18 protein-coding genes and 2 pseudogenes are annotated in these 19,816 nt (G+C 58.4%); 11 read left to right on the forward strand and 9 right to left on the reverse strand.

From position 1 onward, the window contains the following. Nucleotides 1–42: 42 nt before the first annotated feature. The 4 genes from K3728_17970 to K3728_17985 all read right to left on the reverse strand — a co-directional run bounded on the left by K3728_17970 (nucleotide 43) and on the right by K3728_17985 (nucleotide 2,558). The gene (locus K3728_17970; protein ID UWQ95529.1) at nucleotides 43–972 is read right to left on the reverse strand and encodes a cation diffusion facilitator family transporter; all 930 of its coding nucleotides are present in this window, start codon (nucleotides 970–972) and stop codon (nucleotides 43–45) included. Next, nucleotides 962–1,732, reverse strand: coding sequence for a transglutaminase family protein (locus K3728_17975; protein UWQ95530.1), 771 nt, complete (start codon nucleotides 1,730–1,732; stop codon nucleotides 962–964). The genes K3728_17970 and K3728_17975 overlap by 11 nt, the downstream gene beginning before the upstream one ends. Nucleotides 1,733–1,801: 69 nt before the next feature. Then, on the reverse strand, nucleotides 1,802–2,128 hold the full coding sequence (locus K3728_17980; GenBank protein ID UWQ97622.1) for a YnfA family protein: 327 nt from the start codon (nucleotides 2,126–2,128) through the stop codon (nucleotides 1,802–1,804). A gap of 1 nt (nucleotide 2,129) precedes the next feature. Beyond that, complete coding sequence (locus tag K3728_17985) at nucleotides 2,130–2,558, reverse strand: helix-turn-helix domain-containing protein (GenBank protein ID UWQ95531.1); 429 nt, start codon at nucleotides 2,556–2,558, stop codon at nucleotides 2,130–2,132. 209 nt (nucleotides 2,559–2,767) lie between these two features. Here K3728_17985 and K3728_17990 point away from each other — a divergent pair, with 209 nt between their 5' ends. The 7 genes from K3728_17990 (at nucleotide 2,768) to K3728_18020 (ending at nucleotide 7,969) form a co-directional block, all read left to right on the forward strand. Continuing rightward, entirely contained in the window at nucleotides 2,768–3,343 is a 576-nt protein-coding gene (locus K3728_17990) for an SCO family protein (GenBank protein UWQ97623.1), read from the forward strand. Next, nucleotides 3,340–3,762: a disulfide bond formation protein B gene (locus K3728_17995; GenBank protein ID UWQ95532.1), complete on the forward strand. Its 423-nt coding sequence runs from the start codon at nucleotides 3,340–3,342 to the stop codon at nucleotides 3,760–3,762. The genes K3728_17990 and K3728_17995 overlap by 4 nt, the downstream gene beginning before the upstream one ends. After that, nucleotides 3,759–4,418: a thioredoxin domain-containing protein gene (locus K3728_18000; protein UWQ95533.1), complete on the forward strand. Its 660-nt coding sequence runs from the start codon at nucleotides 3,759–3,761 to the stop codon at nucleotides 4,416–4,418. The genes K3728_17995 and K3728_18000 overlap by 4 nt, the downstream gene beginning before the upstream one ends. A 24-nt stretch (nucleotides 4,419–4,442) precedes the next feature. After that, the gene (locus K3728_18005; GenBank protein ID UWQ95534.1) at nucleotides 4,443–4,910 is read left to right on the forward strand and encodes a copper chaperone PCu(A)C; all 468 of its coding nucleotides are present in this window, start codon (nucleotides 4,443–4,445) and stop codon (nucleotides 4,908–4,910) included. Then, nucleotides 4,910–5,536 (forward strand): SCO family protein, encoded by a 627-nt coding sequence (locus K3728_18010; GenBank protein ID UWQ95535.1) that lies wholly within the window; start codon nucleotides 4,910–4,912, stop codon nucleotides 5,534–5,536. The genes K3728_18005 and K3728_18010 overlap by 1 nt, the downstream gene beginning before the upstream one ends. Continuing rightward, entirely contained in the window at nucleotides 5,533–6,906 is a 1,374-nt protein-coding gene (locus K3728_18015; protein ID UWQ95536.1) for a M23 family metallopeptidase, read from the forward strand. Before K3728_18010 ends, K3728_18015 begins: the two co-directional genes overlap by 4 nt. Before the next feature lie 280 nt (nucleotides 6,907–7,186). After that, nucleotides 7,187–7,969 carry a ZIP family metal transporter gene (locus K3728_18020; protein UWQ95537.1) on the forward strand — a complete coding sequence of 261 codons (783 nt, stop codon included), beginning with the start codon at nucleotides 7,187–7,189 and terminating at the stop codon, nucleotides 7,967–7,969. A gap of 39 nt (nucleotides 7,970–8,008) precedes the next feature. On the opposite strand, the gene K3728_18025 is transcribed toward K3728_18020, so the two are convergent. The 5 genes from K3728_18025 to K3728_18045 form a co-directional block, all read right to left on the reverse strand. Continuing rightward, a complete protein-coding gene (locus K3728_18025) occupies nucleotides 8,009–8,506 on the reverse strand; it encodes a L,D-transpeptidase family protein (protein ID UWQ95538.1) in 498 nt (165 codons plus the stop codon). A gap of 54 nt (nucleotides 8,507–8,560) precedes the next feature. Further along, nucleotides 8,561–9,928, reverse strand: a complete 1,368-nt coding sequence (locus K3728_18030; protein ID UWQ97624.1) for a TRAP transporter large permease subunit — start codon at nucleotides 9,926–9,928, stop codon at nucleotides 8,561–8,563. Next, entirely contained in the window at nucleotides 9,918–10,439 is a 522-nt protein-coding gene (locus K3728_18035; GenBank protein UWQ95539.1) for a TRAP transporter small permease subunit, read from the reverse strand. Before K3728_18035 ends, K3728_18030 begins: the two co-directional genes overlap by 11 nt. Before the next feature lie 34 nt (nucleotides 10,440–10,473). Further along, nucleotides 10,474–12,816: a cation-translocating P-type ATPase gene (locus K3728_18040; GenBank protein ID UWQ95540.1), complete on the reverse strand. Its 2,343-nt coding sequence runs from the start codon at nucleotides 12,814–12,816 to the stop codon at nucleotides 10,474–10,476. A gap of 244 nt (nucleotides 12,817–13,060) precedes the next feature. Further along, nucleotides 13,061–13,702, reverse strand: a complete 642-nt coding sequence (locus K3728_18045; protein ID UWQ95541.1) for a L,D-transpeptidase — start codon at nucleotides 13,700–13,702, stop codon at nucleotides 13,061–13,063. A 608-nt stretch (nucleotides 13,703–14,310) separates the two neighbouring features. On the opposite strand from K3728_18045, the pseudogene K3728_18050 reads away from it, so the two are divergent. From K3728_18050 to K3728_18065, 4 genes and pseudogenes are all read left to right on the forward strand, one after another. Further along, nucleotides 14,311–14,595, forward strand: a pseudogene (locus K3728_18050) (transposase). Nucleotides 14,596–14,925: 330 nt separating this feature from the next. Next, entirely contained in the window at nucleotides 14,926–16,521 is a 1,596-nt protein-coding gene (locus K3728_18055) for a L,D-transpeptidase family protein (protein UWQ95542.1), read from the forward strand. Between the two features lie 30 nt (nucleotides 16,522–16,551). Then, a pseudogene (locus tag K3728_18060) lies at nucleotides 16,552–16,695 on the forward strand (UDP-3-O-(3-hydroxymyristoyl)glucosamine N-acyltransferase). A gap of 1,327 nt (nucleotides 16,696–18,022) precedes the next feature. Continuing rightward, the gene (locus tag K3728_18065) at nucleotides 18,023–19,669 is read left to right on the forward strand and encodes a recombinase family protein (GenBank protein ID UWQ95543.1); all 1,647 of its coding nucleotides are present in this window, start codon (nucleotides 18,023–18,025) and stop codon (nucleotides 19,667–19,669) included. The last annotated feature ends 147 nt before the right edge of the window (nucleotides 19,670–19,816 follow it).

Genomic DNA, 19,816 nt, shown 5'->3' on the forward strand with positions numbered 1-19,816 from the left:
GACTTTTGAAGGGCTGCACGATTTCTTACTAATTCGATATGGCTATGCATGGTCAGGCTGTCCGTGACCGTAAAGATTGGCATGTTCATGGGCTCGGTCCTCGTGTTCGAACTCCAAACTGGAATGGGTGATGCCGAAGTCATCCTTCAACCGGTCCTTGATCACGCCCTTGACAGATTCGCTCTGTGACCAGGCATCGGCTGTCAGAACGACATGGCAATCCAGCGCCACCTCATGTTCCTGCATCTGCCAGAGGTGGACGTGATGAACGTCTGCGACACCGTCTACACCGCGCATCGCGCCGACGACCGCGTCGTTATCCATGTCGGGCGGACTGCCGAGCATCAGGGTTCGGATCGGAGCTCCAATTTCCGTAACCGCCAAGTATAGAATGTAGAGCGCGATGCCGATGGTGATGGCCGGATCAACCCACCGCATGTCGTAGAGGATGATCAGCGATCCGCCCACGATGACCGCCACCGAAGCAAGCGCATCAGATAAGTTGTGTAGAAACAGGGCGCGGATATTCACGCTGTCCTTCTGCATCGAATAAGTCAGCAGCGCCGTCAACGTATCGACAACCAGCGCAACACCCCCAATGATCACGACCGTCCAGCCCTGCACTTCCGGTGGGTCGATCATGCGCATTCCGCCCTCATAGATCAGGTAGACTCCGACGAGGATCAACGTCGTGTAGTTGATCAAGGCCGCCACAATCTCGATCCTGCCGTAGCCGAAGGTCATTTTTTCGTCGGCAGGACGGCGGGCGATCTTGCGTGCAGCAAATGCAATGACCAGGGATGCCATGTCCGAGAAGTTGTGCAATGCATCCGCAATTAGTGCGAGGCTGCCCGAAAGCACCCCGCCCACCATCTGCGCGACTGTTAGTAGACCGTTCGCCCAGATGGCGATTGAGACGCGACGGTCGCCGGAATTCGGATCTATATGTGCGTGGCCGTGGTCATGCGGCATGGTTCGTATCCCCATGGCTGTGGTTTGGCAGGGCGACGCCCGGGACCCGTGGCACATCACCGCGCCGGATCGCGCGCACCCGCGCGTTCATCCAATGGCGGATAACGTGGCGATACAGCCAATCGCGGACGGCTCCAAAGTCTTGACTGCGGCCTAGGAAGAATGCGTCAGGTGTATCGAAGATTCCGAAATCTTTGGCGATACCAGTCTTCTGGATAAACGTATCCTCGCCCACCCATTCAACCGGCGGGGCGCTTAAACACTCTGTTCCGACCCCGTAGCCGCATAAGTCATCGGTTGCGCTGAATTCCTGCTGTAAAGATGCAAGGAAGGTTGCGTCCAGGATGAAGCCCTCAAGATTGATCCATCCATTCTCGGTCTCTACTTCGACCCAGGAGTGCACGATTTCCGCTGGCGCCAGCGGATAGACCAACTCAGGAACCACCCCACGTTGCAGCGCTTTGTGAATGGTGAAGCCGTGCAGCCTGCACGGAACGCCGAGACCACGCAGCAGCGCCATAAGAAGCGTTCCCTTCGTGTTGCATTGGCCGTAGCCGTCGGCAAGGACCTCAGACGCCGGGATATCATCAGCCCGATTGTATCCGAAGGAGATCACGTCGCGTACAAAGTTGTAGGCGGCGCCGATCTGGTTATGCCGGGAAAGATCCTTCCAGCCGCGAGCACGGATCAGTCCGGCAATTGCGGGCCCGTCGAAATCAAGAAGTCGGGTTGCGGCAAGGTGGGTATGTTCGTCGGCCAAGGTTGGTCTCCCAGAATCTAACTGGACCCTACCTAGTTGCTACAGTTACTATAGCTTCAAGGCCCAATTTCAACCGCTCCGCAGGGCACCAAGAATGATCGCGGCACCCATCAGGCAAACAACAGTGCCAAAAACGTCCCATCTGTCGGGCCTCTGACCCTCTGCCAACCACATCCACAACACCGACGCTGCGATGTAGACCCCGCCATACGCTGCGTAGGCGCGGCCCGCGGCGACCGTTTCGACTTGCGCCAGAAGCCAACCGAAGATCACCAGCGCTCCAATACCAGGCAAAAGCCATGCCGGAGACGCGCCCAACCGCCACCAGCTCCAGATGGCGAAACACCCCGCGATTTCGGCCAAGGCGGCCAGCGGATAGACCAACGCGGCGGGCATTCTAGGCACCAATTTCATTATGTTCGGTCAGGCACTCGGAGTGATCGCGCAGCACCTCTAGCACTCGGCAATCGGCACTTCGCCCACCGCTGCATTCGTGCACCATGCGTTTGAGTTCGGCACGCAACGCCTTCAGGCGTGCCATGCGCTGCTCCACCTGCTTAAGCTGGCGGCGTGCGATGGCATCAGCGTCCTCGCAAGACCTGTTGGGGTCGTCGCTGAGATCGAGCAACTCACGGATCGCGTCGAGCGAAAACCCGAGTTGCCGCGAATGGCGGATGAACGACAGACGGTCAAGCTCTGCCTCGCTGTAGCGCCGCTGCCCACCTTCTGTCCGGCCCGGCTCCGGCATCAGCCCGATCTGCTCGTAATAGCGGATGGTCTGCACCTTCGTGCCGGTTTTCTTCGCCAGAGTTCCAATCGTGAGCATGCTCAACTCCCTACAATACGTATAGTTTGTGTAGGTTTTGACATGTCCAGTGACAAGGGTTGGAATCACGTCCGCGTGATCTCGTGGCGCGCTAAGAATTTCGTGCTTGAACCTCCAGTTGCTAGAGGATGTATCCGCCGGGACTAATATCAACCAACCGCAGGTAAACCTAGTTGTCTCTCCTTTCCGTCAGAAGAACCCTATGGGGATTGGTGGCCGTGTCGACGATCGCAGCGGCATGGCTGATGCTCTGGCCAGATCTTCGAGACGATCGCGCACAGACTGCGTCTGGGCCTGCGTTCTACGCCGATTTTGAGCTGACAGATCACCGCGGGATGGTGCAGCAAGATGAGTACTTTGAGGGACGCTGGATGTTGGTCTTTTTCGGCTTCATCAACTGTCCAGACATCTGCCCGACGACGCTGTCCGAAGTCGCATATGTGATGGAAGGCCTAGGTGACGACGCCGCAGACGTGCAGCCGATATTCATTTCGATCGACCCTGCGCGGGATACGACGACCGCGCTCTCCGAATTTGTCCCGCTGTTCGACGCTAACATCATCGGTCTTACCGGCACGCCGGATCAAATCGCTGCGACATCGGAGACCTTCCCGATCTTCTTTGAGCGCATCGAAGAAGCGGCCGCACCTGACGGCTACACTATGGGACACACATCGCATTTGTTCCTGTTCGACCCCGAGGCTGGTTTCGCGACCTCTTGGCCCTATGGCACGCCCGCCGAAGAAATCCTCGCTGATCTGCAAGACAGAATGGAGGCCAGATGAAACTTCTGACCGGAGAAACCGCCCTCGGGCTGGCTTGGATCATTGCCGTCGTAGCCTCGCTTGCCGTGCTTTTCATCGGTGAAGTGTTGGGGCAGACACCGTGCGTGCTGTGCTGGTTCCAGCGCGCCTTCATGTTCCCGCTGGCCATCATCCTTGGCCTCGGCCTCTGGTGGCGGGACACGCAGGTCGGCCGATACGGCATCGCACTGGCGATTGGAGGCGGTGCAATCGCACTTTGGCATATGGGGCTCTACGCCGGGCTGATCCCCGAGCGCATCCAACCTTGCACGGCCACCGGCCCCTCTTGCACTGACGACAACCAATTGGTTTTCGGCATTCCCATCCCGCTGATGGCCGTCGCGGCCTTCGCCCTGATCGGACTGCTGTCGACCCTTTCACTGAAGGAAACACGAACATGAACCGACGCAGCCTAATCCTGTCCGTTCTCGCCGTAGGCGTTGCCGGTTTCGGCGGTGCGGCCTGGTTTGCAACAAGGCCTGGTCCCATTGTCGAGGCGGAGCCTTTGGCACCGGAACTAGCAGAGGCCATGATCCGCCCCTACTCACCCATCCTTGGGCCCGAAGAGGCTCCTGTCACGATCGTTGAATTCTTCGATCCCGCCTGCGAGGCATGCCGCGCCTTTCATCCAATCGTGAAAGACATCATGGCCGAGCATGGTGACGCCGTCCGTGTCGTAATTCGATACACACCGTTCCATGGAGAGGCGTCCGAGGAAGCAATACGGGTGCTGGAAGCGGCCCGTATGCAGGGGTTTTTTGAACCGGTTCTCGAAGCTGTCTTGCGCGAACAACCAAACTGGGCCTCCCACGGAACACCTGCACCCGGCCGCCTTCTACAGATCGCCGCGACGGCCGGGCTCGATGCCGAGGCCGCGCGCACGCAAATGCTGTCGCCCGGTGTCGTGGCCATCCTGAACCAAGATCGCGCCGACGTGGAAACCATCGGGGTTCGTCAGACGCCGACCTTTTTCGTGAACGGCATTTCGCCTGATCCGTTCGGTGAGGCGGAATTGCGACGGTTGGTTGCGGCGCAAGTCGCTGCAGCGCAGAGCTGAATTTGTTGATTGGAAAATAGACGCATGAAAAAGATCGTATCCACGGGCGCGTTGACGGTGCTTTTGTCATTCGCGGGCGCAACGATGCCTGCGCTAGCCGACGCAGACGAGATCGTCATCGAAGGCGCTTGGGCTCGGGCGTCCATCGGAATGAACCGCCCCGGTGCCGCCTACATGACGATCTACAACACCGGCGCGGAAGCCGTGACACTGACAGGACTTTCGACCCCACTGGCCATGATGCCAGCCATTCATGAAACGAGAACGAGCGCCGAGGGCGTCAGTAGCATGACACCCACCGACGAGATCACCATAGCACCGGGTGAAAGCGTGGCACTGGAACCCGGTGGCCTGCACGTCATGTTACTGCAATTGCAAGAGCCCATGGTCGAAGGGGAGACGTTTCCATTAACTCTGATCTTCGAAGATGGCGGTGAAGCGACGGTCGATGTTTCGATCCTTGCCTTCGCCGCGCGCGGACCCGAAGGTTGATGCAGCGCGCGCGTTTTTTGGGCTATGGCACGGCAGCTGTCGCGGCAATTGGCTTGATGCTTTTCGCAGGTTGGTGGCAAGTCGACGGCCCCGGCGCACCGGAGCCGATAGGGCAACGCCCTGTGCCATTGACCGAGATGGCGTTCAGCCTGACCGACCACGAAGGCAACGCGGTTGGGCCGGAGACCCTTCTCGGCAATCCCACCATGGCCTTTTTCGGCTTCACCTATTGCCCAGATGTCTGCCCGACCACGCTTTCCGACATCTCGGGTTGGCTTGACGCGTTGGGCGAAGAGGCATCGCCGCTGAACGTAATCTTCATCACGGTGGACCCCGAGCGGGATACCGTCTCCGCGATGGCGGAGTACGTCAGCTATTTCCACCCGGCAATCCGCGGCTGGACAGGTCCGGAAGAGCAGATCGCACGGGCGGCAGAGGGTTTCCGTGCAGTCTTTGAGAGAGTGACAACCGATAACGGAGACTACACGATGAACCATACCGCCAGCGTGTTTCTATTCAACGCCGAAGGGCAATTCGTCACCACGATCGACTACCACGAGGCAAGAGACTTCGCGCTGCCAAAGATCCGCCGCGTACTGCAACAAGAAATGGAAGAAACGACATGAAGCTGAGAGTTGTAGCGGCGGGCTTGGTAATTACGGTTGCTGTCTCAGGGGGCGCGATTTTCGCTACTGGTGCCTTATCAAGGGAACCAGTTCCAACTGGTCTGGACGAAGCCTCCTTGTGGCTACCCGAGCCTCCCACGCTGCCCGACACTTTAGGTGGTGGAGCAGTTCGTTTCGCAACGGTACAATCCGAGAGTGCGCGCGATCAACTCCCCCTGCCCCTTTTGCAGACCCCAACCATCGACGCGCAGCCGCCAGTTATCCAACCTCCTCTGTCGACTTGGTCTCGTGATATCGCACCCGGCGAAACGCTTGATGTCGTACTGGCCGACTCCGGGATGGTTGCGTCCGACCGGGCATTAGTCGCCTTGGCAATCGGCGCTGAATACGATCTGCGACGGCTTCGGCCCGGCCATTCGCTCACGGTCGTCTCAACCATGGACGGCGGCCCGCAGACGGTGACCCTGGCCGTTGAGGACGGTGTGAGGATCGAAGCAGTTTTTGGAACTGAGATGATCACAGAAGTCATGGCCCCGGAGACGGAAGTTGTTACGGTAGCCGGTGAAGCGATCATTTCGACCTCAATGTTCGCCGCGCTCGACGAAGCTGGCATTCCCGCCCGTTTTGCCGTTGACCTCGCTCAGATGTTGGGCGGCACCGTGGATTTCCGCCGAGAGATGGCTGGCGGAGAAAGGCTCCGCCTGCTGTGGCGCGAGGCGCGAGTTGGCGAAGATCGGATCGGCCAGCCGGACCTTACCTTCGCTGCGTTGGAAATCGCCGGGAGCCTCTATGAGGTTGTCTGGCCAGATGATGCCAGCGGACAGGCGACAATCTATGTCGATGGCGATGTGCTTCGCGTTTTCGCGCAGCCAGTCGTGGGCGCACGGTTGAGCTCTGTCTTCGGGCGTCGCACGCATCCGGTCTTTGGCAACGTAAGGATGCACACGGGTATAGACTTTGCTGCGGCGCACGGAACGCCTGTGCAATCGACCGCGCCGGGACGCGTAAGCTTCATCGGATGGCGAAACGGTTATGGCCGTGTGGTCGAGCTAGCCCACGGTCCGGACATCATGACGCGCTACGCGCATCTCAGCACTGTGCCTGAAAGTATCGCAGAGGGTCAGCGCGTCGTCGCCGGAGAAATGATTGGGCGCGTCGGCGAGACCGGCACTACCACGGCACCGAACCTTCATTACGAAGTGCTCGTAAACGGCCTTCCAACGGATCCACTTGTCGACGATCGGCTCGCGGACGCGGCTGATCCCGAAGCGGATAACGCCGAGGCGCTTGCACGCCTCACTGAGGCCCGCGAGCGCATGCTAGAGAGCTTGGGTCCCCAGACTGCACCTGCGACAGCAGACAATCTCTGATGCCCTTTGAGAACATAGCCATTGCCCGTAAAAAAATTGCGTCACACATGGCATTCTATAGAGACCCGCGGTTGGCGGCGGTATCAACAGTGTCCTTCTTGCGGACACCAGAATTCGCACGCGCCCAAAAGTGCTCCTTATTGCGGTTCAGGAAATCGCACTCGGTTCAAGGAACATCGGTGCTGACTACAGATCCGAAACCAAAGAAGCCTTCCCATACGGACACGGCAGGCCTATTGAGAATGAGTCGCATTTGCGCTGACAAGTAGATTGGCCCGTCATGGAAACACTATCCCCAATAATGCTCGGCTTTCTGGGAAGCCTCGCTGCGGGATCACTCACCGCTGTTGGCGCCCTGCCCGTGTTGTTCGGTCGTGTTCCATCGCGTGCCACCCGTGATCTTTCGCTCGGATTCGCGGCAGGCGTGATGCTTGCGGCTTCGTTCTTCTCACTAATTATTCCCGCCTTGGACGCAGCTGATATCCGGTTCGAGAGTGAGGCAGCGCCTGCGGCCATCGTTTGCCTCGCGATCCTGCTTGGGATGGGCGCGGTCGCCCTAATGAACGAAAAGCTCCCGCACGAGCATTTCAGCACCGGGCGCGAAGGGCCCGAAGGGGCGTCCCTCCGGCGGGTTTGGCTCTTCATCATCGCGATCACGATCCACAACTTCCCCGAGGGGCTTGCAGTTGGCGTCGGGTTCGGATCCGGCGGTATCGAAGGCGGCATGCCCCTTGCCATTGGTATTGGTCTACAGAACGCACCCGAAGGTCTGGCCGTCGCCGTGGCCTTGCTTGGAGAGGGCTATCCCAAGTGGCGCGCGTGGGGCATCGCGGCGCTCACTGGCATGGTCGAACCCATTGGCGGATTGCTTGGGGCAGGCATCATTACGCTGTCAGAGCCGCTGTTACCGTGGGGATTGGCCTTTGCCGCGGGCGCGATGCTTTATGTGATAAGCCACGAGATCATCCCTGAAACCCATCGCAGCGGCCATCAGAACAAGGCGACGCTCGGCCTTGCGGTAGGCCTCGTGCTCATGCTGTTCTTGGATGTCTACCTCGGGTAACCGAAAAGAGACGCAGCCTGGCCCACGCAGCCGCGCACATCAGGGATAGATGTCGATAGGTGTACCGTCCTGAACCATGGCGTAGATATGCTCGATCTGGCGATCCGTGACAGAAGGGCAGCCTGCCGTCCAATCGCGGACATTCATCGGGTCAATTCCGCGACGCGGGCCGCCATGGATGAAGATATCTCCTCCGGGCGAACGGCCATGCGACTCCGCAAACGCAATGTCCGCCTCGTTCGGGTAGGATATCCCGATGGATAGATGGAATTCGCTGTTCGGATTACGGCGGTCGATAATGTACGCCCCCTCGGGCGTTCGGCCATCGCCTTCGAACTGTTTATGACCCACGGGCGCGAAACCAAGCCCGATCGGAAACCTCCGCAGCTCGCCTTCAACGCCATCAAGGATTAGCAGCCGCTCATCCTTATACATTCGAAGCCGCGTGACCTGCGGTCCATTGTAGTCCCGGAACCTGCTTGCGCAGCCGGATAGAAATGCGGTGATCGTACCCAAAAGAAAGATGCGGCGTTTCATGGAGAAAGCTCGATTTTATAATTATGCCTCGTGACGGTAGTTAGCATGCCAAATCTAGTTGATCAAAGGCGAGTTTGATCGCGAAAGAACAAGTTGTGGCAGCCATGTGATCAATTCAGGTCGCCATGCCAGCAAGGCGATCAGTGCGACTTCGATGACCACGAGTGGTCCCGCACCGCGATAGATATCGGCCAGATTTACGCTTGGTGGTGCCGCCATTTTGGCGAAGAAGAGGGCGTATCCGAACGGCGGCGTGAGAAACGAAGTCTGAAGCGCCAATGCGATCAGACCAGCCAACCAGACCTGCGAGAAATACTCTGACCCAACATGATCGGAGAAATCCAGCTGTGCGAACAAAGGAAGGAAGATCGGTAGGAACACGAGCAGAATCTCGATCCAGTCGAACACAAACCCCAGCACAAGAATGACGCCCAACAACATGCCAAGGGTCGCCCAACGTCCAAGGTCAAATCCATTGATCCACGCAAGCAGAAGCTGGCCACCTTCCAGCAGGTTGAAGCTGAGTGAAAAAATCGATGCGCCCACGACGATGAAGAACACCATCGCGGTCATGGACGCCGCCTGCACAATCGTCTTGTTCAGACGATTAAACGTCATGCGACCGCGAACCACCATGACCAACAGCGCACCAAAAACCCCAACACCGGCAGCCTCGGACAGGGTCGCAATCCCGCCCATGATACTGAGGGGAATGGCGGCGATCACCGCAATCGCCATGATCGAGGACACCACATCCCGCAGGGTCGGCTTTGCGTCGTCCGAAAGTGAGATGTCGATGCGCCCTCTCAGCGTGACGGCAAAATAGACGGAAAAGAAGAATACCAAGATAAGGACTGGGATGACCAACGCCGAGTACATCAACGAGATGCGAAGCTGAAAGACATTAGCCACGAAGAACAGCAGGACCGCCGGAGGGAAGACGACGCCCAACGCGCCGGACGCCGCCACGGCCGATCCCGCCACTGACGCGGAATACCCTGCGCGCAACATCGGGGCGTAGGCCACCAGTGCCACGGTCACGACGGAAGCTCCGATGACACCCGCGGCAGGGGCCAGGATCAGGCCAATCAACAAGGTGGCAATGGCGTAGTGACCGGGGAGCCACCTTAGCGCTTGCCCCAGTGTTCGAAACAGGGTTGATGAAATGCCGCTGGCGTTCAAAACCAGCCCCAGAAAGATCAGGAGCGGCACGGTGGTGAATTGCACCCCTTCGTTCGTCAGGATGCCACGCACACGAAGATAGATCAGACCAAGGTGATTGAAATCGGTGACACCCATCCAGACCGCGCCGACAAAGGCAAGAAACCCGGTCGCCGTCAGAACCAAAGCCACGGGGAAGCCGCTGAACACGCCTAGCGCCAGAATACCCAGCATGGCGATGGCCAGAAATTCAGTCTCCATGGGGAAGATCTTCTTGGGACAGCGGGGAAAGGCCATCGCGCCTGCCCCGCAGGAACGCGACGTTTCGGACAATGACGATAAGCCCGGCCAAGCCCAGAACCACGGGACCGATCACGGCGGCAACGCGCCTTGCCCAAATGTCGGTGTCCGCGAATTGCGTTGTCCGCATCAGCCCATCCCAGCCGTAGTAGGTGAGGATGGCCGCGAGGGGTAAGAGCACGAGGAGGCAGCCACCAAGCTCGATGCAGGCCAGGCGGCGTGGCGGCCAATTCCTTCGAAATACGTCCACGCGCACATGGCCGTCCCGCAGATAGGTGAACCCGAATGTCATGAAGATCAGGATGAATAGAAGGGAGGTCGAAAAATCCGGAAGGTATGACGACACCCCAAGGTGTAGCTTGCGATCAAGCATTTGCAGGCCGGTAAAAAATGCGATGGGGACCACTGTCAACCAAGCGGTCCCCACACCTATCGAATGGATGATCTTTTCCAGCACGTCGAATATGCGCATACTGCCCCCACCTTCGCCGCCCTTCCGGGCCACCTTATTGTCCGGGCGCCAAGGCCCCCTTGGCCATCTTCGCGCCGACCCGCTTTCCACCGGCAGGGGGCTGCTTGCGTTCCCCGGCATTCAGAAGCCGCAGGGCATTGGCGACGACGACCAGCGACACACCGACATCCGCGGCGATAGCCCCCCACATGGACGCCATCCCGAAGGCCGTCAGCCCGACAAACAGCGCCTTGGTTGCCAGCGAAATCGCTATGTTCTGGCGGATGATCGACATCGCCCGGCGCGAATGGCCGATAAGCCAAGGCACCTTGCCGATATCGTCGGTCATAAGCGCGATATCCGCCGTCTCGATCGCGGCGTCCGAGCCGACGGCACCCATGGCAATCGCGTAATGCGCCCGCGCCATGGCGGGTGCGTCGTTCACACCGTCACCGATCATGGCCACCATGTCGTGGGTTTCGACCAGCTCTTCGATGGCTTTCACTTTGTCTTCGGGCAAAAGCTCAGCGCGGACCTCGTCGATGCCCACTTCGGTGGCGACGGCGCGCGCGGTGCGCTCGTTGTCCCCCGTCAGCATGACGATGGTCTTCACCCCCTGCGCATGAAGCTGCGCCACGATGCCTTTTGCGTCGGGACGGATACGGTCTCGCAGCTCCAGCAGTCCAATCACACCCGTTTCATCGCCCACGGCGACGAGCGTGCTTCCAGCGCCTTCAATCCGGTCGCGGATGTCTTTTGGGATAGAGCTGCCGAACCCCTTCTCCTCCGCGAAGCGGTCAGAACCTAGCCAGATCGAACGGCCAGCTGCGCGCCCTTCAAGCCCACGACCCGGCACAGTGCGAGTGTCTTCAGCGGCGGACACCGTGACACCGTCGACCTCGGCTCGCGCAAGAATGGCACGCGCCAATGGGTGCGAGGATCGCGCCTCAAGACCTGCGGCCATCTCGATCAGATCCTTGGCGGTCGCGATGCCCAACGGATGCACGGACGCCACCTCAGGCTCGCCCATGGTGATCGTTCCAGTCTTGTCCATCGCCAGCGCCGACGTTCGGCCGGGCGCTTCGACATAAGCCCCGCCCTTGATGAGCACCCCAGCCCGAGCCGATGCGGCAAGTGCCGCGACAATGGACACAGGCGTCGAGATCACCAACGCGCAGGGGCAGGCAATGACCAGAAGGACAAGCGCGTTGTAGAGCCAGTAGTCCCACGCCCCGCCTGCGATGAGCGGCGGCAGAACTGCAATCGCGATCGCCAACACCATCACGATGGGCGTGTAGATGCGTGCGAATTTCGTGACCCATTGTTCTACCGGCGCGCGGCGCGCATGGGCATCGCCAACCATGCGCGTGATCTTGGCCAGCACCGTGTCAGATGCCAACTTGGTGGCGCGCACCGTCAGTGTGCCTTCACCGTTGATCGTGCCAGCATAAACGTCATCCCCGGTTTCCTTCGGCACCAGAGCGCTTTCACCGGTGATCGGAGCCTGATCGACGGCTCCCATCCCGGATGTGACCTCTCCATCAAGCGGAATACGGTCGCCGCCGCGCACTATGAAGCGGTCGCCGACGACCACTTCTGCGGCAGGCATGTCCATTTCGGTGCCGTCATCGCGGATCACCCGCGCGGTTGGCGGCGCGAGATCGAGAAGTGCGGAGACCGCATTCCGTGCGCGACCTACGCTCCAACTCTCAAGGAAGAGAGACAGCGAGAAGAAGAACGCGACTGTCGCCGCCTCGAAGAACTCACCAAGTCCAATGGCACCTGCAACTGCGACGACCATCAGCAGGTTCATGTCGGGCGAGAACCGCCGCGCCGAGGACCACGCCTTCGGCGCCACGAGCCAGACGCCGCATAGGATCGCGATTGCAAAGAACGCAACCTCGATCAACGGCATCGGCGCTTCGCCATGGCCGGAAAAGAGCCCGACTGCTCCGCCCAAACCGGTTTCAACCACGTGCCAGATAAAGCCTGCGGCCCAGAAGCCTCCGCTGAGGAACGTGAACAATCTTTGGCGGGCAAGGTGTTCAGCCTGATCGACCGATGCGCTTTCGGCATCCCACGGTTTGGCTGTCATGCCGGTACTTGCGACCAACTCTGCGAGATACGTGTCCGATATCGTCTTGGCACTGTCCAAAACGGTCATTCGCCCATTGATGACATCGAAGGCTAGATGCTCGGCCCCACCCACTTTGGGGCCAACTACCTTGTTGAGGATTGAGACTTCCTCAGCGCAGTCGAGACCAGACACCTGAAAGCTGCGTCCCGACGACGGAGCTGGTGCAGGCGACGTGTTAACGGGCTTGTCACTTCCGCAACAGCTTTCGCCGTGCGTGTGGCCAGTCTGAGTATGATCGTGAGAATGTGGGTCGGACGGCATCAGAAACCTCGGGAATCGATATGATGCATTTTAGATAGCACCTACAGCCACTATAGCTTCAAGTGGCTATTTTTGGTTCAACCCCAGATGTCCCCGAAAGACATTTCCCGCATATCCGGGACACGCAGATGCGGAAAGCCCTCGCCCGACATGGCGCGCCGAGCAACGGAAATTCAATGTCGGTCTGGAAGGAGTAAGGATCGATATGGTCCATCTGCCAAACGCGACTTCCAACTCTTCTTTTCTAAGCCGGATAAAGGCGCGCCGTAGATCCGATTTCAACATTGGGGAAGAGCGCGTTGATATGTGGCATAACCATGCGCACGCATCCGGAACTCGCACGACTTCCGATCGACCAAGGCTGTGGCGTTCCGTGGATCCTAAGAAACGTGTCGCGCCCGCCCACATAAAGGTACAGCGCTCGGGAGCCGAGTGCGTTGGTCGGACCAGGCTCCTGCCCATTTGCATACTGCGAGTAAACTTCCGGCTCACGCGCGATCATGTTCTGCGTCGGGGTCCAGTGTGGCCATTCGACTTTGCGGCGGATCGTATAGGTCCCCGGCTCGTATAATCCGTCCCGTCCGATGGCGACGCCGTACCGCATGGCCGTACCGCCAGATTCAATATGGTACAGGAAGCGCGCCGTCGCATCGACGTGAATGTCACCTGGGACGAGGCCATCATTCGCGGCGACTCTTTGAGGAAGCAATCGTGGGCTCAGACCCCATGGATTGGTCGTCGCCAGATCGAACCCAGGAGGGGTAACCTGCGCGTCCCACGCGGCCATTTCAGACTCAGATGGCCAACTACTCGCCAACGACGGACCGGCCAATGCTGCGGAGAACAAGGTAGTGGTCGTCTGGATGAAATGCCGTCTTGTCAACATCTGAATGTCCTCTAATCAGTTTCGCTTTTTTGGCAATCACACGGAGGGTGCCGCGAGACGCGGATAGCACCTCTAGCAACTGTAGGTTCAAGGGAATTAATACGCACACAGCACGGCATTCAACCAATCAACGGGAAAGTGATCCGCCGGATTGTCCGATCGTCTCCCGCGATACGGTACATTCGTCCATCCCCTGCAAGAAGCACTAAGATCACGCTTAGATACAGCGGTACCGCGCTGATCATTGTTGCGTAGAGGTAAACTCCTGAAATGTTCTCGAACGCCGCTGATCGTGCGAGGGTCGGGGCGACTACACGCAAGGCTTACCCATCGGTCACCACCAAATGAACCGAACCAGTCGGCAGACACGAAATAGATGACACCGTGCAACACGACAAACACACAGATCCTAGATGGCAGGTCTACTATCAGGATGGGTGACGAGAGAGTTCCCTGTCTCTTGGCAGAGACAGCATAGAGAAAGAAACTCAGGTAGTTGACCGCGAACACCACGGGGATGCCATTTGGAAGAATTTGTCTTAGGAAGCGCCGCAATGCTGGACCATTTTCCAGAAGCATCGGGCCAAAATCCGGTGTGAGCGCAACGGACACGGCTGTCATGCAAGCGGTTCTGCGATAACGAGGTCCGGCTGCAACTGCACACGCTGGCCTACAACATGGCCATGTTCCTGCGCTGCATCGATCTGTCCGAAGAAATGGCCGACTGGTCGCTGACCAGCCTGCAACTGAAACTGATCAAGATGGGTGCCCGCGTCGTGCGCCACGCCCGCGCCATCACTTTCCGACTTGCCGAGGTGGCGGTCAAAGGCTCCATGGTCAGGGCCATCCTGACTGCGATCCACCGACTCCGAGCGCCACTTTCATGTGCGTGACCGCGATCCTGATCCAAACTGAACAATAGCGGCAGGACAGATCTGTCCACCGCACTGAAAAACGGCGACACAGGGCCAGAATGATGCGAGTCTCCGGACCGTCCCGCCCAAATTCGAGCGTCTGGGTCGTTGCAAGTGCCGTGCAGGGCCCAAAAAGCCTAATCAGTAAGCGAAATCAGGCGATCTTCCCGTCACATGGCATTTCACTTGGGAAATGTCAGATAAAGGCGATTACTTACAAAAACGTGAATGGACTCGTCAGCTCAGTCACGCGAATGTGAGGGTTATTGACGGCTGCACACGCATTTGACCTACCCAGGGATGAGTAACATGTTGAAATTCGCGAAGCTTTCGCTTCTGTCTCTAGCATTGGCAGGCACGCCGATGGTGTCTGTTATGCTGACGCCAAACCAAGCGGAAGCGCAGGCCTTTTCAGCGCTGCGTCAGGCGATTGCAGAGGCTTCTTCCACGGAAGAACAGCTGGCCGCCTTCTACCGCGAGCGTGATTTCCAGCCGATCTGGACCACGGCAGATGCCGCCGACCGTCGAAACGCGCTGTTCAGCGCGCTGGCCGAGGCCAATAATCACGGACTGCCGACGCAGCGCTATGACACCACCGATCTGGTTGCCGCATTCAGCAGCGCCACCAATCCCTACGAGATGGGCCGCGCCGACGTGCAGGCGTCGCTCTTGTTCCTTCAGTACGCGCAGGACGTCCACTCCGGCTTCCTTGAGCCCGGCGATATTGTAGGCGACATCGTCCACACCCTGCCGCGCCGTGATCCGCTAGAGTTATTCACCGAATTCACCGCCTCCAACCCCTATGAGTATATCGCCACCCTGCCGCCGCAGCACCCTGAGTACACCCGCCTGATGCGCGCCAAGCTGCACCTAGAGCAGATGATCGACGAGGGCGGCTATGGGCAGACCGTGCAGGCGGGATCCCTCGCGCCGGGTGCGACGGGCAACTCTGTTGTGCAACTGCGCAACCGTTTGTTGGCGATGGGCTACCTGGAGCGTTCCGCCACGGCCACCTACGACAGCCGCCTGCAACAGGCCGTGCTGGAGTTCCAGGTCGACAACGGCATCAACGCCGATGGCATCGCGGGCGGTGATACGATCCGCGCCGTCAATCGTTCCGCCACCGAGCATCTGTCCGAGGTTATCCTTGCGATGGAGCGTCAGCGTTGGCTGAACTTTGACCGTGGCCCGCGCCATGTCTTCGTGAATCTGCCAGACTTCCATTCCCGGGTGATCGACGACGGCGAAGTAACATTCGTCACCCGCTCGGTCATCGGCTCTCGCGACAGCGACCGCCGCACGCCGGAATTCTCGGACGTGATGGAGCATATGGTCATCAACCCAAGCTGGTACGTGCCGCGGTCCATTGCGCGCGGCTATATTCCGTCGATCATTGCGGGCGGTGCGAACCACTTTGAGCTGATGTCCAACGGCCGCCCGGTGAGCCGCGCCAATGTGGATTGGAGCCGGGTTTCGGCGGGCAACTTCCCGTTCGACCTGCGCCAACCTCCCGGCCCGCGCAACGCGCTGGGTCTTGTCAAGTTCATGTTCCCCAACCAGTGGAACATCTATCTGCATGACAGCCCTCAACAGGAACTCATGACCCATGAAGTTCGCGCCTATTCCGCTGGCTGTGTCCGCTTGGATGATCCGTTCGACTTCGCCTACCACTTGCTTGCGCCGCAAGAATCGGACCCGGTGACGTTCTTCCAAACCATCCTAAACTCCAGCCGTGAGACGCAGGTGAATCTGGATACGCCGATCCCGGTACACATCGTGTATTGGACAGCTTGGGTTAACACCGAGGGTCGTTTGAACTTCCGCAACGACATCTACGGTCGCAATGCGATCCTGCGCCAGGAGATCCAGAACCTTGGGGTGGAGATAAGAGGCGTGAACAGTTGATCCTCTCTCCGAAAGCTTTCGGGGGCAGGCATGGCTGAGTTCAGCGTAAGAGACATTGCAGCGGCGCTTGGGGAGGAAGCCTTGGGCGCCGCTGACCTTTTGGTGCATGGCGTGGCTGAGCCCGCCGATGCGGGGCCCGATGATCTCGCGCTGGCGATGCGGTCAGAGTGTGCGCTTTCCTAACTATAGGGGCGGACCGCTTCAAAGGGGGAGGCTCAGCCGAGCAAACCCGACACGGAGATCTCTCAGAACGGGCCATCGTTCCAGATTGCAACACAGCGGCAATCTACTTTGTGACAAGGCCAGGTCTGGCTGAATGTCGTCAAGCCCGTGCTATCGTCGAGGCTTTGGCGTTGAAGAGCGCAAGGTTATGGCGTCGCGTTGCGTGGCCGATCGGGGATCGTGCGATAACGAATGTCCGTAATGCAAACTGCGACCGCAGCATCACCAGAGTGAGCTGTGTGTCCGCCTTATGCTGTGAGTAGGCGCCAGTATGTTTAGGCAAGTCTCAGCAAAGAGCCCCCGATGTGGGACACCGTAAAGCGAAGGCATTCAATTAAAATGCGTTAAAATATTGATTTTAAACGTATATATTAGCAACGAGAAGTGTCGGGTATTGAACAGAACGCTCCTCCGCCACCATCAAACCCCGACACATTGGGCTTTCACCGCGCAAGCCACCCAGAACGATCCTGATCTTCTCTTCGGATGAATAAAGGCTGCGGGTCGCCCGTTTGATATCTTTCTCATCGTCCACTGCTCAGTGGTTACGACGCGCAACAAAAACTCTCTTAGAAAATCGCCATATTTGGACCCATAAGCGCTGACGTCTGACAGTCAGACAGTCAGACAGTGGCCGTCCAGAATTTCCATACTCATTGGGCTTCTCCAGAGACGGGCGGTGGGGAGCTTCTCTCTCGACCTCCAAACCCGTCACGGTGATAGCCGCGCCTCTCTTTTTAAGAATATGGCTGCGACGCTTAGACGAGCATGCTGTCACTCACGGGATGAAGCCAAGTTGCCGAAATCGAAGAACGGCAAGGCCGTCGCTGAATAGACGCGGCGCCCTTCAGAAGCCCAATCTCCAAAAAATTTCCAATCTCCGCCGCGTTTTGCATCGACAATCACAAGTCTCTGCGCTGCGCCAAGTTGCGCATTCCCATCCGTCGGGTCGCCCTATCATCCGATTCCCCGGCCACGGCGTCATTCCTACGCCGCTCGGAAGCATTGCCAAAAATCGCTCATGAAGGGACCCTCGTTTCACAACCCTTGAAACGCGTTCGAAACGGCATGAACATGATCCGCAAGCCATGCAAGTCTTCGAGAGGGGCGGTCCGGTCTGGCGACCGTAAGCTTCCAACCAAAGCCGTAGAGTCAAATCTGGATCCCAGATTGGCAGGCTTGGTGCGCCTTCTGGCTCGTCGGGCCGCACGAGCTTGGTATAGTGAGCAGACAAGGGAAAGCGGCGCGAAGCGACGTTAAAGTCCTGAAAGGGTTTGCCGTGAAAGTTGCTCTCTACGCCCGATATTCATCCGACAATCAACGTGATGCGTCTATCGCCGACCAACTTCGAATCTGCCGGATGCATGCGGAACAGCAGGGTTGGCAAGTTGTCGAAGAGTACACGGATCACGCGACCTCGGGAGCCTCTCTGATCCGCTCCGGCATCCAAGCGTTGATGGCGGATGCGCTAAGCGGGCGTTTCAACATTATCTGCGCAGAAGCGATGGATCGGCTGTCTCGGGATCAAGAAGATATCGCGGGTCTATTTAAGCGAATGGCGTACGCAGATGTGAAGATCATCACCCTCTCAGAAGGCGAAGTCACACATCTCCATGTGGGCCTAAAGGGAACAATGAACGCACTTTTCCTAAAGGATTTGGCGGACAAAACGAGGCGTGGCCAGCGGGGGCGCGTGGAGATGGGCAAGTCCGGCGGGGGTCGGTGTTATGGCTATGACGTAGTCAAAAAGCTCGATGGAAACGGTGAACCCCTTCGGGGCGATCGTTCAATCAACATTGTCGAGGCCAGGGTCATCCAGCGGATCTTCAAGGACTACGCGTCCGGGAAATCGCCAAAACGGATCGCTTCAGAGTTGAACCAGGACAGGGTGCCTGCCCCGAGCGGCGGCGACTGGGGGTTCAGCACGATCAACGGCAACGTCAAACGCGGCACTGGCATTTTGAACAACGAACTCTACATTGGGCGGTTGGTTTGGAACCGGCAGCGTTTCGTAAAGGATCCTGAGACCGGACGACGACAAGCCCGTCCAAATCCGGAGGTGGACTGGGTCGTCCAGGAAGTGCCAAAGCTGCGCATCGTGGACGAGGCCCTATGGAAGGCTGTAAAGGACCGCCAAACTAGCCTCAAACGTTGTCGGAAGCACACCAATGAGGAAAACCATTTCCACCAACGACGGCGTCCGAAGTATCTGCTTTCCGGTCTGACGAAATGCGGTTGTTGCGGAGGCGGATACTCGATGGTTTCCGCCAGCTTGGTTGGGTGCTCGACAGCTCGGAACAAGGGAACCTGCGACAATCGGCAGAATATCCGCAGAGATCGACTGGAAGAACGCGTGCTTAACGCCCTGCGGCATCACCTGATGGACCCCGAGTTATTCAAGGAATTCTGCAATGAGTTCACCCGAGAGATGAACGCGTTACGGATGGAAGGCCGGGCGTCGATTGATGCTGGTCAGCGGGAAGTCGAGAAGATCGATCGTGAGCTGAGTACCCTTTTGAATTTGGTCCTTAAGGGCGGAGCGGCGGATGCGGTAAATGACAAAATGGTACGGCTGGAAGCTCGCAAGAAAGAGGTCGAGGATTTCCTGACCGAGAGCGAAGCTCCACCGCCGTTGCTGCACCCAGAGATGGCGACGTTCTACAGAACTCAAGTTGCAGAATTGTGCGCGGCGTTACGGGAAGACTCCGAGACCAAGCGGATGGAGGCTGTCGACATCATCCGGTCACTGATCGACGCGATTGTCCTGACGCCTGAGGGCGGAGATCTTCGAATTGATGTGCGGGGCGATCTTGCTGGAATACTTGACGTATCCTCTAAAACACGAACCCCGGCCGAAGAGGCCGGGGTATCGCAAGTTAAGATGGTTGCGGGAGTAGGATTTGAACCTACGACCTTCAGGTTATGAGCGCGTTCTTGGCCTTTTCGCCACACTACTCCAGTTCACGCCACAACGCGCTAAGTAATTGCTTTTGCTATTTTTATCTGGACAACCTCTACGCCAACGGCTCATCAAGATGCATCATTTTCGCTACCGACTGCTTCCATAACGCTT

It is taken from the genome of Rhodobacteraceae bacterium M385 (assembly GCA_025141835.1).
In the GTDB taxonomy this organism is placed as follows: domain Bacteria; phylum Pseudomonadota; class Alphaproteobacteria; order Rhodobacterales; family Rhodobacteraceae; genus Gymnodinialimonas.

Excerpts from the sequence above, each read along its gene's own strand:
- K3728_17985 (UWQ95531.1), bottom strand. The coding sequence starts at position 2,558 with ATGCTCACGATTGGAACTCTGGCGAAGAAAACCGGCACGAAGGTGCAG.
- K3728_18015 (UWQ95536.1), top strand. The coding sequence starts at position 5,533 with ATGAAGCTGAGAGTTGTAGCGGCGGGCTTGGTAATTACGGTTGCTGTC.
- K3728_18020 (UWQ95537.1), top strand. The coding sequence starts at position 7,187 with ATGGAAACACTATCCCCAATAATGCTCGGCTTTCTGGGAAGCCTCGCT.
- K3728_18055 (UWQ95542.1), top strand. The coding sequence starts at position 14,926 with ATGTTGAAATTCGCGAAGCTTTCGCTTCTGTCTCTAGCATTGGCAGGC.
- K3728_18030 (UWQ97624.1), bottom strand. The coding sequence starts at position 9,928 with ATGGAGACTGAATTTCTGGCCATCGCCATGCTGGGTATTCTGGCGCTA.
- K3728_18025 (UWQ95538.1), bottom strand. The coding sequence starts at position 8,506 with ATGAAACGCCGCATCTTTCTTTTGGGTACGATCACCGCATTTCTATCC.
- K3728_18010 (UWQ95535.1), top strand. The coding sequence starts at position 4,910 with ATGCAGCGCGCGCGTTTTTTGGGCTATGGCACGGCAGCTGTCGCGGCA.
- K3728_18000 (UWQ95533.1), top strand. The coding sequence starts at position 3,759 with ATGAACCGACGCAGCCTAATCCTGTCCGTTCTCGCCGTAGGCGTTGCC.
- K3728_17980 (UWQ97622.1), bottom strand. The coding sequence starts at position 2,128 with ATGCCCGCCGCGTTGGTCTATCCGCTGGCCGCCTTGGCCGAAATCGCG.
- K3728_18035 (UWQ95539.1), bottom strand. The coding sequence starts at position 10,439 with ATGCGCATATTCGACGTGCTGGAAAAGATCATCCATTCGATAGGTGTG.
- K3728_18040 (UWQ95540.1), bottom strand. The coding sequence starts at position 12,816 with ATGCCGTCCGACCCACATTCTCACGATCATACTCAGACTGGCCACACG.
- K3728_18005 (UWQ95534.1), top strand. The coding sequence starts at position 4,443 with ATGAAAAAGATCGTATCCACGGGCGCGTTGACGGTGCTTTTGTCATTC.
- K3728_17995 (UWQ95532.1), top strand. The coding sequence starts at position 3,340 with ATGAAACTTCTGACCGGAGAAACCGCCCTCGGGCTGGCTTGGATCATT.
- K3728_18045 (UWQ95541.1), bottom strand. The coding sequence starts at position 13,702 with ATGTTGACAAGACGGCATTTCATCCAGACGACCACTACCTTGTTCTCC.
- K3728_17970 (UWQ95529.1), bottom strand. The coding sequence starts at position 972 with ATGCCGCATGACCACGGCCACGCACATATAGATCCGAATTCCGGCGAC.